Consider the following 13,416-nt stretch of genomic DNA (forward strand, 5'->3'; position numbering starts at 1 on the left):
CTCACATGACCCGCATCATCGATCGGCGCTTCGACAGCAAGAAGAAGAGTGCGGTCAATCGCCAGCGCTTCATGCGCCGCTTCAAGCAGCAGATACGTCGCGCAGTGAACGACGCGATCCAGGATCGTTCCATTCGCGATCTGGACAACGGCGAGCAGATCACGATCCCCTCCAAGGATCTGAGCGAGCCGCAGTTCCAGCATGGCAAGGGCGGCATTTGGGAACAGGTTTTTTCGGGCAACGACCAGTTCGCCAGCGGCGACCTGATCAACCGCCCCCCTTCCGGCGGGGGCGGAGGACGAGGCCAGGGCAAGGCGAGCAACGAGGGTGAGGGCGAAGACGATTTCGTGTTCCACCTGTCGCGCGAGGAATTTCTCGACATTTTCTTCGACGACCTTGCCCTGCCCAACCTGGTCCGCACCCAGCTCGCGCGCATCTCGGACTACAAGACCCAGCGCGCCGGCTTCACGTCGGACGGCTCGCCGATGAACATCAACATCGTGCGCTCGATGCGCGGGGCCCTGGGGCGCCGGCTGGCGCTCGGCTCGCCGTTTTCCGCGCGGCTGCGCGAACTGCAGAAGGAACTGGACAGGGTCATCGAGGAGTCGGGCGAGGACTGCGAAGAAGCGCTGAACCTCAAGGACGAGATCGGGCGCCTGCGCGCGAAGATCGAGGCGATCCCCTTCATCGACAGCTTCGACCTGCGCTACAACAACCGCATCCGCGTGCCGAAGCCGACGACGCAGGCGGTGATGTTCTGCGTGATGGACGTCTCCGGCTCGATGGACGAGGAGAAGAAGGCCACAGCGAAGCGCTTCTTCATGCTCCTGTATCTCTTCCTCACACGCACCTACGAACAGATCGAAGTCGTCTTCATCCGTCACCACACGGTGGCGAAGGAAGTGGACGAGGAGGAGTTCTTCCATTCGCGCGAGTCCGGCGGGACGGTGGTTTCGAGCGCGCTGAAGCTGATGCACGAGGTGATCGCCGAACGCTACGCGCACGGCACCTGGAACATCTACGGCGCGCAGGCCTCGGACGGCGACAACTGGGACAACGATTCGCCGATCTGTCGCGAGCTGCTGGGTTCGCAGATCCTGCCGTGGTGCCAGTACTTCGCGTACATCGAGATCACACCGGGCGAACCGCAGAACCTGTGGCGGGAGTATGAGAAGCTGTCGGGCGAGCACAAGAACTTCGCCCTGCAGCGCATCGAGGAACCGGCAGACATCTATCCGGTGTTTCGCGAACTCTTCAAGAAGAATTTCGTATGAAGCGCGCCACCTCAAAGAAGGTCAAGCAACTGCCGGCGACGTCCGAGTGGACGTTCGAGGCCATCGACGCCTACCACGCCGAAATCGCGCGCGTGGCAGCGAATTTCGACCTGGACACCTATCCGTCGCAGATCGAGCTGATCACCTCGGAACAGATGATGGATGCGTACGCGTCGGTCGGCATGCCGGTGAATTACCACCACTGGTCCTTCGGCAAGCACTTCCTCTCGACGGAGAAGAGTTACCGACGCGGCCAGATGGGCCTGGCCTACGAGATCGTCATCAACTCGAACCCCTGCATCGCGTACCTGATGGAGGAGAACACGCTGACGATGCAGGCGCTGGTGATCGCGCATGCCGCATACGGGCACAACAGCTTCTTCAAGGGCAACTACCTCTTCCGCACCTGGACCAATGCCGACGCGATTGTCGATTACCTGATCTTCGCGCGGAACTACATCGCTCAATGCGAAGAGCGGCACGGCGAGGAAGAGGTGGAGCTGCTGCTCGACTCCTGCCATGCACTGATGAACCTGGGTGTGGACCGCTACAAGCGTCCGCCCAAGCTGTCGCTTGCGAAGGAGAAGCTGCGCCAGGCCGAGCGCACGGAGTACCTGCAGAGCCAGGTCAATGAGCTGTGGCGGACGCTGCCGATCCACGATGCCAAGCGGGGTAAGGTCGCGGCCCCGCGCTTTCCGCCCGAGCCCGAGGAAAACCTGCTGTACTTCGTCGAAAAGCATGCACCGCTGCTGGAACCCTGGCAGCGCGAAGTCGTGCGCATCGTGCGCAAGATCGCGCAGTACTTCTTCCCGCAGCGCCAGACGCAGGTCATGAACGAGGGCTGGGCGTGCTTCTGGCACTACACGCTGATCAACAAGCTGTACGACGAAGGCCTGCTCGCGGACAGCTTCATGCTGGAGTTCCTGCAGTCGCACACCAACGTCGTGCACCAGCCGTCCTACAACGAGCGCTGGTACAACGGCATCAACCCGTATGCGCTGGGCTTCGCGATGTGGCAGGACATCAAGCGCATCTGCGAGGATCCGACCGAGGAAGACCGGGCGTGGTTTCCCGACATCGCCGGCAGCAACTGGCGCGACACCTTCGACTTCGCGATGAAGAATTTCAAGGACGAGAGCTTCATTGCGCAATACCTGTCGCCGAAGATCATGCGCGACTTCCGCATGTTCGCGATCCTCGACGACGAACACGAAGCGAAGCTGAGGGTCTCGGCGATCCACGACGAGATGGGGTACCGGCGTGTGCGCGAAATCTTGTCCGACCAGTACAACCTCGGCAGCCGCGAACCGAACATCCAGGTCTGGAACGTGGATCTGCGCGGCGACCGCTCGCTGACGCTGCGTCACCAGCAGTACCGCAAGCGACCGCTGGGCGGCAGCATCGACGAGGTGATGAAGCACATGGCGCGGCTGTGGGGCTTCACGGTGCGGCTCGAAACCCAGCACGAGGACGGGACGGTCGAACTGGTACAGGAGACGCGCCTCGAAAAGCGCCGCGGCCAGGCCGAGAACTAGGCGCCCCGCGCGAATGGCCTTCGCAGGCACGACGCCACGAAACGCCTGCCCGTCGGATCGACGCACCGGCGTTCGTCTTTCGGGGCGCCGGCAGACTCGATCCGCATCGGCATGCAGGCGCCTCGCATGACGCAAGTCTGCCCGGTACCGCAGATCGCATATTGCCGTCATAAATCCGACTGGGGCTAGAATCGGGTATTTCCCTTCCCGTCGGAGGCTCCATGTTCCTGCCGCCCAAACCGATCTACCCGGTAGACGGCATCCGTACCATCGAAGCGCTGGTCGCACCGCACGCGCAACCTAGCCTGATGGAGCGTGCCGGCCGCGTCGCCGCAGAGGAAGCCGTACGTCTGACGCAGGACCGCGCGGGGCATGTACTGATCGCCTGCGGCCCCGGGAACAACGGCGGGGACGGCTTCGTGATGGCGCGCCGCCTGCTGCAGGCGGGACGCCACGTTACCGTCGCCTTTGCCGACGACGCGGCGAAACTGCCGCGCGAGGCCGCGGCCGCCTTTGCGGCATGGCGCGCAGCCGGTGGCGAAACCGTCTCAGATTTCCCTGCAGCGCCCGCAAACGGCTGGGCTCTGGTGGTCGACGCCTTGTTCGGCATCGGATTGCGCAGCCCCGTAAGCGGGCGGCATGCGCAGTGGATCGAGACGCTCAACGCACAGCATGCACCGCGGCTGGCAATCGACATCCCGAGCGGACTCGACGCCGACACCGGACGAGTGCTGGGCACGGTCTTCCACGCGACCACGACGCTGACCTTCCTGGCACTCAAGCCCGGACTCCTCACTCACGACGGGCCCGATATCGCCGGCGTCGTCAACGTGCACCGGCTCGACATCGATCCGCCGGATTACCTGCCGCCCAAGGGCCTGCAGATTCAGCCCGGGATCCTCAAGCCTCTCCTCAAGCAACGCCTGCAGAACACCCACAAGGGCTGCTACGGCGACGTCGGAATCATCGGCGGAGCAAGAGGCATGACCGGGGCGGCCCTCCTCGCGGGGCGTGCGGCGCTGAAACTGGGCTGCGGCCGGGTACTCACCGGCCTGGTCGATGACGCGGCGCCGGCGGTCGACTTCACACAGCCCGAACTGATGCTGCAGCGTCCGGACGACGTGATCGAACATGCGACCGTTCTCGCGCTGGGCCCCGGGCTGGGCCATGGCGAGGCCGCCGCTGCGCTGCTCGAACGGGCGATCCGGCGGCCACGTCCCATCGTGCTCGACGCCGACGCCCTGAACATCGTCGCCGCCTCGGAAAGCCTGCGCGCTCTCGTCGCCGCACGCGAGGCGCCCACCGTAATGACGCCACACCCCGGCGAAGCAGGACGCCTGTTGCGCTCGGACACGGCCGGCGTCCAGAGCGATCGTGTCGCGAGCGCCCTCGAACTCGCACGGGCCTTCAACGCGGCGGTGGTCCTGAAGGGCAGCGGGAGCGTGATCGCGACGCCGGACGGCCGCTGGCTGATCAACAGCACCGGCCACCCCGGCATGGCAAGCGCGGGCATGGGCGACGTGCTGACCGGACTGATCGCGAGCCTGATCGCACAAGGGTGGTCGGCCGAATCCGGCCTCATCGCGGCGGTACATCTGCACGGCGCGGCAGCCGACCGGCTCGCGCGCGAAGGCATCGGCCCGGTAGGCCTGACGGCGAGCGAGGTCGCGGAGGCTTCGCGCGGCATCTTCAATGCGTGGACGATCCAGGCGACCAAGGGGCACTGAATGCCGTAACCGGCGCGAGCGGTGACTTTCCCGACAAGCGCCGGTTCTCCGCCCGTCATCGCCAGGCGCGAGGCCGAGGTACCGGCCGAAGCGCTGTGCCAGATCTTCCGCACCGCGAGCAAGCGCTACGACGCCCCGTTCGTGCGGCTATTCATCGGGACCCAGAGGGTCTGTCCGCCGGGCAACTTCGTATCGCGGTCGAACGGCCGCGAGGCAGGCGGATCGCTCCGGTCGCGAGTCCTGTCCCGGCGAGGATTACCGTGCAGCCCGCGAGCATGTTGAAGGTGACTGCCTCGTCGAGCAGCATCGCCCCCCACAGCATGCCGAAGACCGGAATCAGGAAGGTGACCGCGATCGCGCGCGCGGGGCCGATATGTGCGATCAGGCGGAAGTACATGACGTACGCGACGCCGGTACAGGCAAACGCGAGCAGGAGAACGGCGATCCAGGCGTCTCGTGCAGGCATCGCTTGCGGCCACAGCCAGACGGCGAAGGGCGCGAGCACGAGCGCGGCGTAGAACTGGCTGCCGGTCGCGATCGCCATCGGATCCACGCCAGAGAGGTAGCGCTTGGTGAAATTCGCCGCGATGCCGTAGTTGAGCGTCGCCGCAAGACAGGCGGCCACCGCCCAGCCCGAGCCCCCGGCATGGAACGAAGCCTTGCCCCACACGAGGACCACGACACCCAGCAGGCCGACCAGCAGGCCGACGGTTGCCCCGGCCGTGAGGCGGTCCTTGAGCCACACCCACGCGACCAGAGCGGCAAACAGTGGCGACGTGGCGTTCACGACAGATGCGAAACCGGCCGTGACTGACAGCGCGGCCCAGGCGTACAGCACGAAAGGCAGGGCGGAGTTCGTCACCCCGACAAAGAACAGCGGCCCGGCCTTGCGCCACAGGAGGGCGAGCTTGCCGCGCCACGCCAGCACGGGCAACAGCAACAGGGCTGCGAGGCCGACCCGAAGTTCGATCAGCGCCGCGGGGCCGAATTGCGGAGCGGCAACGCGCATGAAGAGAAACGAGCCGCCCCAAAGCGCGGCAAGGATCAGCAGTTCGGATAGGTCACGCGCTCTCACTTCCACTCCCGACTACAATGCTCCGCCTTCGAGGCACGATTGCCCCGGCCTGCGGCGGAACCGCTAAAATTTGAGTTTCATCATACCGAGCCGCGATCGCCATGAACCTGTCACAACAACTGCGCATCGAAATTCAGCGCAACATCGCCGCATCGCTCGCCGAAGACGTCGGCACCGGCGACCTGACCGCACGCCTGATCGCTGCCGACACGGACGCCCGCGGCCGGGTGATCACGCGCGAGGAGGCGGTCGTGTGCGGCACGGCCTGGTTCGACGCCGCCTTCGCGGCGCTCAGCTCCGCTGCCACGATCATCTGGCACGTGCGCGACGGTGATCGCGTCGAGGCAGGCCAGGCGCTGTGCGACGTCGTCGCCAACGCACGGGTACTGCTCACGGCAGAACGCACCGCGCTCAACTTCCTGCAACTGCTGTCGGGCACCGCCACCGTCACCCGCCGCTTCGTCGACGCGGTCGCGGGCACCGGCGCGAAGATCGTCGATACGCGCAAGACGCTGCCCGGGCTGCGCCTGGCGCAGAAATACGCCGTCGCAGTGGGCGGCGGCACCAACCATCGCGTCGGCCTCTACGACGGCATCCTCATCAAGGAAAACCACATCATCGCGGCAGGAAGCGTCGCCCGCGTGATGGAGGAAGCGAAGAAGATCGCCCCCTCGAACGTGTTCATCGAAATCGAGGTAGAGAACCTCGAACAGCTCGAGGAAGCGCTGGCCGCCGGCGCGAAGATGGTCCTGCTCGACAACATGGACCTCGCGACGATGCGTGAGGCGGTACGCATTACCGCTGGCCGCGCCGAACTCGAAGCATCGGGTGGTGTGATCCTGGAGAAGGTGCGCGCCATCGCCGAAACCGGCGTCGACCGCATCTCCATCGGCAGCCTGACCAAGGACGTCCGCGCCCTCGATCTGTCGCTGCGCCACATCGAGGAGTGATGCACCGGCGCGGGTACCGGCCATCCGGCCGGCCTACCCGCGCCTTCCGCCGGTGCTTATGCTTCGAGATGCCCGACAATGAATCGCTTGATCACGTCGACGTCGGGAGCCATCACCTCGACCCGCTGCGGCAGCGCTTCGATACCTGCGAGTTCCGGGGGACGTTCGGGATCGCGGCCGAGGGCCTCGCGGATCGTTTCTGCGAATTTCACGGGCAGCGCGGTTTCGAGCACCAGCAGGGGCACGCCGGCCGGCACCGAGTCGGCACAGTCCCAGGCCACCTTGATCCCGTCCGCGGTGTGCGTGTCGATCATCGTTCCATAGGTCTCGAACACCTGCTTGATGGTTACGAGACGTTCGGCATGGGTGCTGCGACCGGAGACGAAGGCGTAATTCAGGATGTCGGCGAACTCGCCGCTGGCGGCGAGATCGAACGCCCCGCCGGCATCAACCGCCTTCCACAGCTCGGCGACGCGCTGCGGATTGCGGCCGACGAGGTCGAAGATGAAGCGCTCGAAATTCGACGCCTTGGAGATGTCCATCGACGGGCTCGAGGTGACGTGCGTTTCCGCGGCCTTGCGCGGACGGTACACGCCGGTCTGGAAGAACTCGTCGAGGACGTCGTTCTCGTTCGTCGCCAGGATCAGCCGCGAGACCGGCAGGCCCATCTGGCGCGCGATGTGTCCGGCGCAGATGTTGCCGAAGTTGCCTGAAGGCACGCAGAACGCGACCTGCTCGTCGTTCGACTGTGTCGCCGCGAAATAGCCCTTGAAGTAATACACGATCTGGGCCGCAACGCGCGCCCAGTTGATCGAATTGACCGCACCGATCTTGTATTTCGCCTTGAATGCGGCGTCGTTCGAAACGGCCTTCACGATGTCCTGGGCGTCATCGAACATGCCGGTGACGGCGATGTTGTAGATGTTGGCGTCCTGCAGCGAATACATCTGCGCGCGCTGGAAGGCGCTCATCTTGCCGTGCGGCGACAGCATGAACACGGTCACGCCGTGCTTGCCGCGCATCGCGTACTCGGCCGCCGAGCCGGTGTCGCCGGATGTCGCACCGAGGATGTTGATCGTCTCGCCGCGCTTGTCGAGCACGTACTCGAACAGGTTGCCGAGAAGCTGCATCGCCATGTCCTTGAACGCCAGCGTCGGGCCGTTCGACAGCTCGAGCAGGCCGAAGCGGCCCGGCTCCAGCCAGTGCACGGGCGTGATGTCGGCCGCGTTGTCGCCGGGACGGACGAAGCGATAGACATCGGCGGTATAGGTCTTGTCGCAGATCGCCTTCAGGTCGGCGGCAGGGATGTCGGTGATGTACTTCGACAGGATCGCGAAGGCGAGTTCGGCGTAGGACAGGCCGCGCCACGTGTCGAGTTCGGCGCGCGTGATCTGCGGGTAGCTCTCGGGCAGGTACAGGCCACCGTCGGGCGCGAGGCCGCCAAGCAGGATGTCGCAGAACTCGGGACGGGCGGCGTGGCCGCGGGTGGACAGGTACTTCACGGGCAGATCCTTGGATTGGTGTGTTCGTCAAAGGACGAAGGCACGGCGACGCGGAGGTTTCCGCATGCGACCGTGCCTGCCGTCGCGCCCGCGCCCCGGAAAGTCGACGCGCGGGTCCGCACGGGGCAATTACTGCAGATTTTCCATGCGCAGGCGCGTGATCGGACCCTGCACGACGGGAAGGGCTTCGATCTTCGCGATCGCAGCGTTGGCGTTCTTCTCGACCGTTTCGTGCGTCAGCATGATGATGTCGGTCTGGGAGGCGCCCTCGGGGGCTTCCTTCTGGATCATCGCCTCGATCGAGATGCCACTGTCGGCGAGGATGCGGGTGATGTCCGCGAGCACGCCCGGCCTGTCCTCGACGCGCATGCGCAGGTAGTAGGAGGTGATGACTTCGTCGATCGCCAGCACCTTCAGATCGCGCACCTGGTCGGGCTGGAACGCGAGGTGCGGCACGCGGTGCTCGGGGTCGGCGGTGTGCAGGCGGGTCACGTCGACGAGGTCGGCGATCACCGCGCTGGCGGTCGGCTCGGCGCCGGCGCCCTTGCCGTAATAGAGGGTCGCACCGACGGCATCGCCGTACACGACGACGGCATTCATCGCCCCCTCGACGTTGGCGATCAGGCGCTTGGCGGGGATCAGGGTCGGATGCACGCGCAGTTCGATGCCCTCCGGGCGCATGCGCGAGATGCCCAGCAGCTTGATGCGGTAGCCGAGCTGTTCGGCATAGGTTATATCGACGCTGTCGAGCGCAGTGATGCCCTCGACGTGGGCGGCGGAGAACTGCATGGGCACGCCGAACGCGATCGCGCTCATGATCGTGGCCTTGTGCGCGGCGTCGATGCCTTCGATGTCGAAGGTCGGATCGGCTTCGGCGTAACCGAGTGCCTGCGCTTCCTTGAGGACTTCGGCAAAGGGCAGCCCCTTGTCGCGCATCTCCGACAGGATGAAGTTGGTCGTGCCGTTGATGATGCCCGCGAGCCACTGGATGCGGTTGGCCGACAGGCCTTCGCGCAGCGCCTTGATGATGGGGATGCCCCCCGCGACGGCGGCCTCGAAGGCCACCATGACGCCCTTGCGCTGGGCGGCGGCGAAGATCTCGTTGCCATGCACGGCGAGCAGGGCCTTGTTGGCGGTGACGACGTGTTTGCCGTTCTCGATCGCCTTGAGCACCAGCTCCTTCGCGACGCCGTAGCCGCCGATCAGTTCGACGACGATGTCGATCTCGGGATCGGTGACGACGGAGAAGGCGTCGTCGGTCAGGCGCGGGCCGCTGCCGGCGATCTTGCGCGCGAGCTCCAGGTTCTTGTCGGCCACTGCGGTAATGCGGATCGGGCGACCGGCGCGACGGGTGATTTCCTCCTCGTTGCGTTTCAGAACGGTGAAGGTACCGCCACCGACGGTACCGATGCCCAGCAGGCCAACATTGATCGCTTTCATAAGAACTCGTTGAGTTTTGTATTCAGATGGGTGAAACGGGGTGCTTCAGGTGCCGTGCCGCTTGCGATAGCTTTCGAGGAAGCGCGCGACGCGCCCGATGGCGTCGCGCAGGTCGTCTTCGTGCGGCAGGAACACGAGGCGGAAGTGATCCGGGTGCGGCCAGTTGAAGCCCGTACCCTGCACCAGCAGCACGCGCTCCTGCTCGAGCAGCTCGGTGATGAAGGCCTGGTCGTCCTCGATCGGATACATCTTGGGATCGAGCTTCGGGAACATGTACAGCGTCGCCTTCGGCTTGACGCAGCTGACGCCGGGGATCGCGGAGATCAGCTCGTAGGCGAGGTCACGCTGGCGGCGCATGCGCCCGCCCTCGGAGACGAGATCGTCGATGCTCTGGTAGCCGCCCAGCGCAGTCTGGATCGCATACTGCCCCGGCACGTTCGCGCACAGGCGCATCGAGGCGAGCATGTTGAGGCCTTCGATGTAGTCCTGCGCGTGGCGCTTGTCGCCGCACACGACCATCCAGCCGGCGCGGTAACCGCAGGAGCGGTAGTTTTTCGACAGGCCGTTGAAGATGAGGGTCAGCACGTCCTCGGACAGGGCTGCCATCGACGTGTGGGTGACGCCGTCGTAGAGGACCTTGTCGTAGACCTCGTCGGCGTACACGATCAGGCCGAATTCGCGCGCGAGGTCGATGATGCCGCTCAGGATCTCGTCGGGGTACACGGCGCCCGTCGGGTTGTTCGGGTTGATGACGACGATGGCGCGCGTGTTCGGGGTGATCCGCGCGCGCATGTCCGCGAGGTCGGGCAGCCAGCCGTTTGCCTCGTCGCACAGGTAATGCACGGGACGGCCGCCGGACAGGCTCACGGCCGCGGTCCACAGCGGGTAGTCCGGCGCGGGGACGAGCACTTCGTCGCCGACATTGAGCAGCGCATTCATCGCCATCACGATCAGCTCGGACACGCCGTTGCCGATGTAGATGTCTTCGATCGTCACACCCTTGATCTGCTTCTGCTGGGTGTAGTGCATGACGGCCTTGCGCGCCGCGAAGATACCCTTGGAATCCGAATAGCCGGCTGAATTCGGCAGGTTGCGGATCATGTCCATCTGGATCTCTTCGGGGGCATCGAAGCCGAACGAGGCGAGGTTGCCGATGTTCAGCTTGATGATCTTGTGCCCCTCGTCTTCCATCTGCTTGGCACGCGTGAGGACCGGGCCGCGGATGTCGTAGCAGACATTGGCGAGCTTGGCAGACTTGCGGACCTGCGGGAGCCGCGGGGCTTCGGGCTGCCCCTTCGTTTGTTCGGGCGGGACAGCAACCCGCAGTTTCGGCTCGACGCTCATCGCACTCCGTCCTTTCTTTCGCATGTTCCACTCTGCGCCGGACTCCCGGCGCGCCGTTGGCCCCGGGCCGCACGGGCATGCAGCTGCCGGTGGGCCGGAAAACCAAAAGAATGTATCTTATCCAAGCCTGTATCCCCCGGCAATTTTGCCGACCGAGCGAAACCCATGAAGCTGAATCTCGAACAGAACGCCGATCTCAACGTCGTAACCGGCTACGGCACGGACCATCTGATGATCAACAAGGAGCGGCACGACGGCAACACGCTGGTCACTGCCGGCCGCATCGTCGCCGATTGGGCGCCGGGCGGCTTCGCGGGCCTGAGCGCCGACGATTTCGCCGCGGTATGCGAACTGAGGCCCGAAGTGGTGCTCATCGGCACCGGCAGCCGCCAGCGCTTCCCGACGCCGCAGGTGCTGCGCCCACTGATCGAGGCGCGCATCGGCTTCGAGATCATGGACTTGCCCGCAGCCTGCCGCACCTACAACATCCTTGTCACCGAGGGACGCTCGGTCGTGGCGGCGCTGCTCTTCGACCCCGTCTGAGGACAGGGGCGCAGCCGGAACACCGCCGGCAGCGCCATCCGCATCACGCAGCCGTTGTCATTCACCCGGCTCGTCCGCTACGCTGACTGCGACAACCGACAACGGAGAGCCCCATGAACACGACAAACCCGGCTTCCGCGGCCGACTTCACCCTCCCCGCGACCGGCGGCGCGAGTGTCACCGTCTCGGCACTGCGCGGGCGCAAGCTCGTCCTGTACTTCTATCCGAAGGACAGCACCCCCGGCTGCACGAACGAGACCGCCGACTTCCGCGACCGCCATGCGGAATTCCAGGCCGCCGGCTGCGAGGTGTATGGCATTTCGCGCGACAGCATGAAGTCGCACGAGAACTTCAAGGCCAAGCTCGGCCTGCCCTTCGAGCTGCTCTCCGACACCGAAGAGACGGCGTGCAACGCCTTCGGCGTCATCAAGATGAAAAACATGTATGGGAAACAGGTACGCGGCATCGAGCGCAGTACCTTCGTCATCGATGCCGAAGGTGCCATCCGGCGCGAATGGCGCGGCGTGAAGGTGGCCGGCCACGCGCAGGAAGTGCTGGATTTCGTGAAGAGCCTGTAACCCCGTTCAACCCGACGCCACGAGCATCACCCACTCCATGACCAAACGCGCGCCCAGCAGCCGGAACACCAAGCTCTTCGTCCTCGACACCAACGTGCTGATGCACGACCCGACCAGCCTGTTCCGCTTCGAGGAGCACGATGTGTTCGTGCCGATCATGACGCTGGAGGAGCTGGACAACAACAAGAAGGGCATGTCCGAAGTCGCCCGCAATGCGCGGCAGGCGAGCCGCACGATGGACGAGATCGTGAGTTCGTGCGCAGCCGACATCGCCGACGGCATCGACCTCAAGACCCCGTCGCGGGAACTGGCGACGGGCAAGCTCTTCCTGCAGACCGAAGCGATCAACATGGCCCTGCCGGCGGCCCTGCCGACCGCGAAGGGCGACAACCAGATCCTCGCCGTCGTGATGCATCTGGCCGAGCGCTTCCCCAAGCGCTCGGTGATCCTGGTATCCAAGGACATCAACATGCGCATCAAGGCCCGCGCGCTGGGCCTCGACGCGCAGGACTACTTCAACGACAAGGTGCTGGAGGATACCGATCTCCTCTATACCGGCTGGAGCGAACTACCGACCGATTTCTGGGACACCCACGGCAAGGGGATGGAATCCTGGAAAGAGGAAGGAAGGACCTACTACCGCATCAAGGGTCCGCTCGTGACCAGCATGATGGTCAATGAGTTCGTCTTCCAGGACGGCGAATCGCCGCTGCAGGCCTGGGTGAAGGCACGGGACGGGCGCACCGTCCTGATCGAGACGCTGATCGATTACGCCCACAACAAGAACAACGTGTGGGGCATCACGGCGCGCAACCGCGAACAGAACTTCGCCCTCAACCTGCTGATGAATCCGGAGATCGACTTCGTCACGCTGCTCGGCCAGGCCGGTACCGGCAAGACGCTGCTCACGCTCGCCGCAGCCCTGACGCAGGTACTCGAAGCCAAGCGTTACTCGGAGATCATCATGACCCGGGTGACCGTGCCGGTCGGCGAGGACATCGGCTTCCTGCCGGGCACCGAGGAAGAGAAGATGGCGCCGTGGATGGGCGCGCTCGAGGACAACCTCGACGTGCTCAACGGCACGGCGGGCGAAGGCGGCGACTGGGGCCGCGCGGCGACGCGCGACCTGATCCGCTCGCGCATCAAGATCAAGAGCCTGAACTTCATGCGCGGACGCACCTTCATCAACAAGTTCCTGATCATCGACGAGGCGCAGAACCTGACGCCCAAACAGATGAAAACGCTGATCACGCGCGCCGGCCCCGGCACCAAGGTCGTGTGCCTCGGGAACATCGCGCAGATCGACACGCCCTACCTCACCGAAGGCAGCTCGGGCCTGACCTTCGTCGTCGACCGCTTCAAGGACTGGCCGCACTCCGGCCACATCACGCTGCAACGCGGCGAGCGCTCGCGCCTGGCCGACCACGCCGCCGAAGTACTCTGACGCC

General features: G+C 65.0%; 11 protein-coding genes. 7 read left to right on the top strand and 4 right to left on the bottom strand.

The window, feature by feature from the left end:
• Window positions 1-5: 5 nt before the first annotated feature.
• The 3 genes from F464_RS0124380 (at window position 6) to F464_RS0124390 (ending at window position 4,536) form a co-directional block, all read left to right on the top strand.
• Window positions 6-1,274, top strand: a complete 1,269-nt coding sequence (locus F464_RS0124380; protein ID WP_018992476.1) for a YeaH/YhbH family protein — start codon at window positions 6-8, stop codon at window positions 1,272-1,274.
• Window positions 1,271-2,809 (top strand): SpoVR family protein, encoded by a 1,539-nt coding sequence (locus tag F464_RS0124385; RefSeq protein WP_018992477.1) that lies wholly within the window; start codon window positions 1,271-1,273, stop codon window positions 2,807-2,809. Before F464_RS0124380 ends, F464_RS0124385 begins: the two co-directional genes overlap by 4 nt.
• A gap of 221 nt (window positions 2,810-3,030) precedes the next feature.
• A complete protein-coding gene (locus tag F464_RS0124390) occupies window positions 3,031-4,536 on the top strand; it encodes a bifunctional ADP-dependent NAD(P)H-hydrate dehydratase/NAD(P)H-hydrate epimerase (RefSeq protein WP_018992478.1) in 1,506 nt (501 codons plus the stop codon).
• Window positions 4,537-4,687: 151 nt separating this feature from the next.
• Here F464_RS0124390 and F464_RS0124395 read toward each other — a convergent pair whose 3' ends face one another.
• Window positions 4,688-5,611, bottom strand: a complete 924-nt coding sequence (locus F464_RS0124395) for a DMT family transporter (protein WP_051092356.1) — start codon at window positions 5,609-5,611, stop codon at window positions 4,688-4,690.
• A gap of 101 nt (window positions 5,612-5,712) precedes the next feature.
• Between F464_RS0124395 and nadC the strand changes: the two genes are divergently transcribed.
• A complete protein-coding gene (gene nadC / locus F464_RS0124400) occupies window positions 5,713-6,561 on the top strand; it encodes a carboxylating nicotinate-nucleotide diphosphorylase (protein ID WP_018992480.1) in 849 nt (282 codons plus the stop codon).
• Between the two features lie 56 nt (window positions 6,562-6,617).
• On the opposite strand, the gene thrC is transcribed toward nadC, so the two are convergent.
• The 3 genes from thrC to F464_RS0124415 form a co-directional block, all read right to left on the bottom strand.
• Window positions 6,618-8,063 carry a threonine synthase gene (gene thrC, locus F464_RS0124405; RefSeq protein ID WP_018992481.1) on the bottom strand — a complete coding sequence of 482 codons (1,446 nt, stop codon included), beginning with the start codon at window positions 8,061-8,063 and terminating at the stop codon, window positions 6,618-6,620.
• A 129-nt stretch (window positions 8,064-8,192) separates the two neighbouring features.
• Window positions 8,193-9,503 (bottom strand): homoserine dehydrogenase, encoded by a 1,311-nt coding sequence (locus F464_RS0124410; RefSeq protein WP_018992482.1) that lies wholly within the window; start codon window positions 9,501-9,503, stop codon window positions 8,193-8,195.
• 45 nt (window positions 9,504-9,548) lie between these two features.
• On the bottom strand, window positions 9,549-10,847 hold the full coding sequence (locus F464_RS0124415; protein ID WP_018992483.1) for a pyridoxal phosphate-dependent aminotransferase: 1,299 nt from the start codon (window positions 10,845-10,847) through the stop codon (window positions 9,549-9,551).
• A gap of 165 nt (window positions 10,848-11,012) precedes the next feature.
• Between F464_RS0124415 and F464_RS0124420 the strand changes: the two genes are divergently transcribed.
• The 3 genes from F464_RS0124420 (at window position 11,013) to F464_RS0124430 (ending at window position 13,412) form a co-directional block, all read left to right on the top strand.
• Window positions 11,013-11,390, top strand: a complete 378-nt coding sequence (locus F464_RS0124420; protein ID WP_018992484.1) for an Mth938-like domain-containing protein — start codon at window positions 11,013-11,015, stop codon at window positions 11,388-11,390.
• 113 nt (window positions 11,391-11,503) lie between these two features.
• Window positions 11,504-11,968, top strand: coding sequence for a peroxiredoxin (locus F464_RS0124425; protein ID WP_018992485.1), 465 nt, complete (start codon window positions 11,504-11,506; stop codon window positions 11,966-11,968).
• Between the two features lie 37 nt (window positions 11,969-12,005).
• The gene (locus tag F464_RS0124430; RefSeq protein WP_018992486.1) at window positions 12,006-13,412 is read left to right on the top strand and encodes a PhoH family protein; all 1,407 of its coding nucleotides are present in this window, start codon (window positions 12,006-12,008) and stop codon (window positions 13,410-13,412) included.
• Window positions 13,413-13,416: the final 4 nt, after the last annotated feature.

This window comes from Aromatoleum toluclasticum ATCC 700605 (assembly GCF_000378245.1).
GTDB classification, from domain to species: domain Bacteria; phylum Pseudomonadota; class Gammaproteobacteria; order Burkholderiales; family Rhodocyclaceae; genus Aromatoleum; species Aromatoleum toluclasticum.

Coding starts and splice junctions, on each gene's coding strand:
- nadC (WP_018992480.1), top strand. CDS start 5,713: ATGAACCTGTCACAACAACTGCGCATCGAAATTCAGCGCAACATCGCC.
- F464_RS0124430 (WP_018992486.1), top strand. CDS start 12,006: ATGACCAAACGCGCGCCCAGCAGCCGGAACACCAAGCTCTTCGTCCTC.
- F464_RS0124390 (WP_018992478.1), top strand. CDS start 3,031: ATGTTCCTGCCGCCCAAACCGATCTACCCGGTAGACGGCATCCGTACC.
- F464_RS0124410 (WP_018992482.1), bottom strand. CDS start 9,503: ATGAAAGCGATCAATGTTGGCCTGCTGGGCATCGGTACCGTCGGTGGC.
- F464_RS0124420 (WP_018992484.1), top strand. CDS start 11,013: ATGAAGCTGAATCTCGAACAGAACGCCGATCTCAACGTCGTAACCGGC.
- F464_RS0124380 (WP_018992476.1), top strand. CDS start 6: ATGACCCGCATCATCGATCGGCGCTTCGACAGCAAGAAGAAGAGTGCG.
- F464_RS0124415 (WP_018992483.1), bottom strand. CDS start 10,847: ATGAGCGTCGAGCCGAAACTGCGGGTTGCTGTCCCGCCCGAACAAACG.
- F464_RS0124385 (WP_018992477.1), top strand. CDS start 1,271: ATGAAGCGCGCCACCTCAAAGAAGGTCAAGCAACTGCCGGCGACGTCC.
- F464_RS0124425 (WP_018992485.1), top strand. CDS start 11,504: ATGAACACGACAAACCCGGCTTCCGCGGCCGACTTCACCCTCCCCGCG.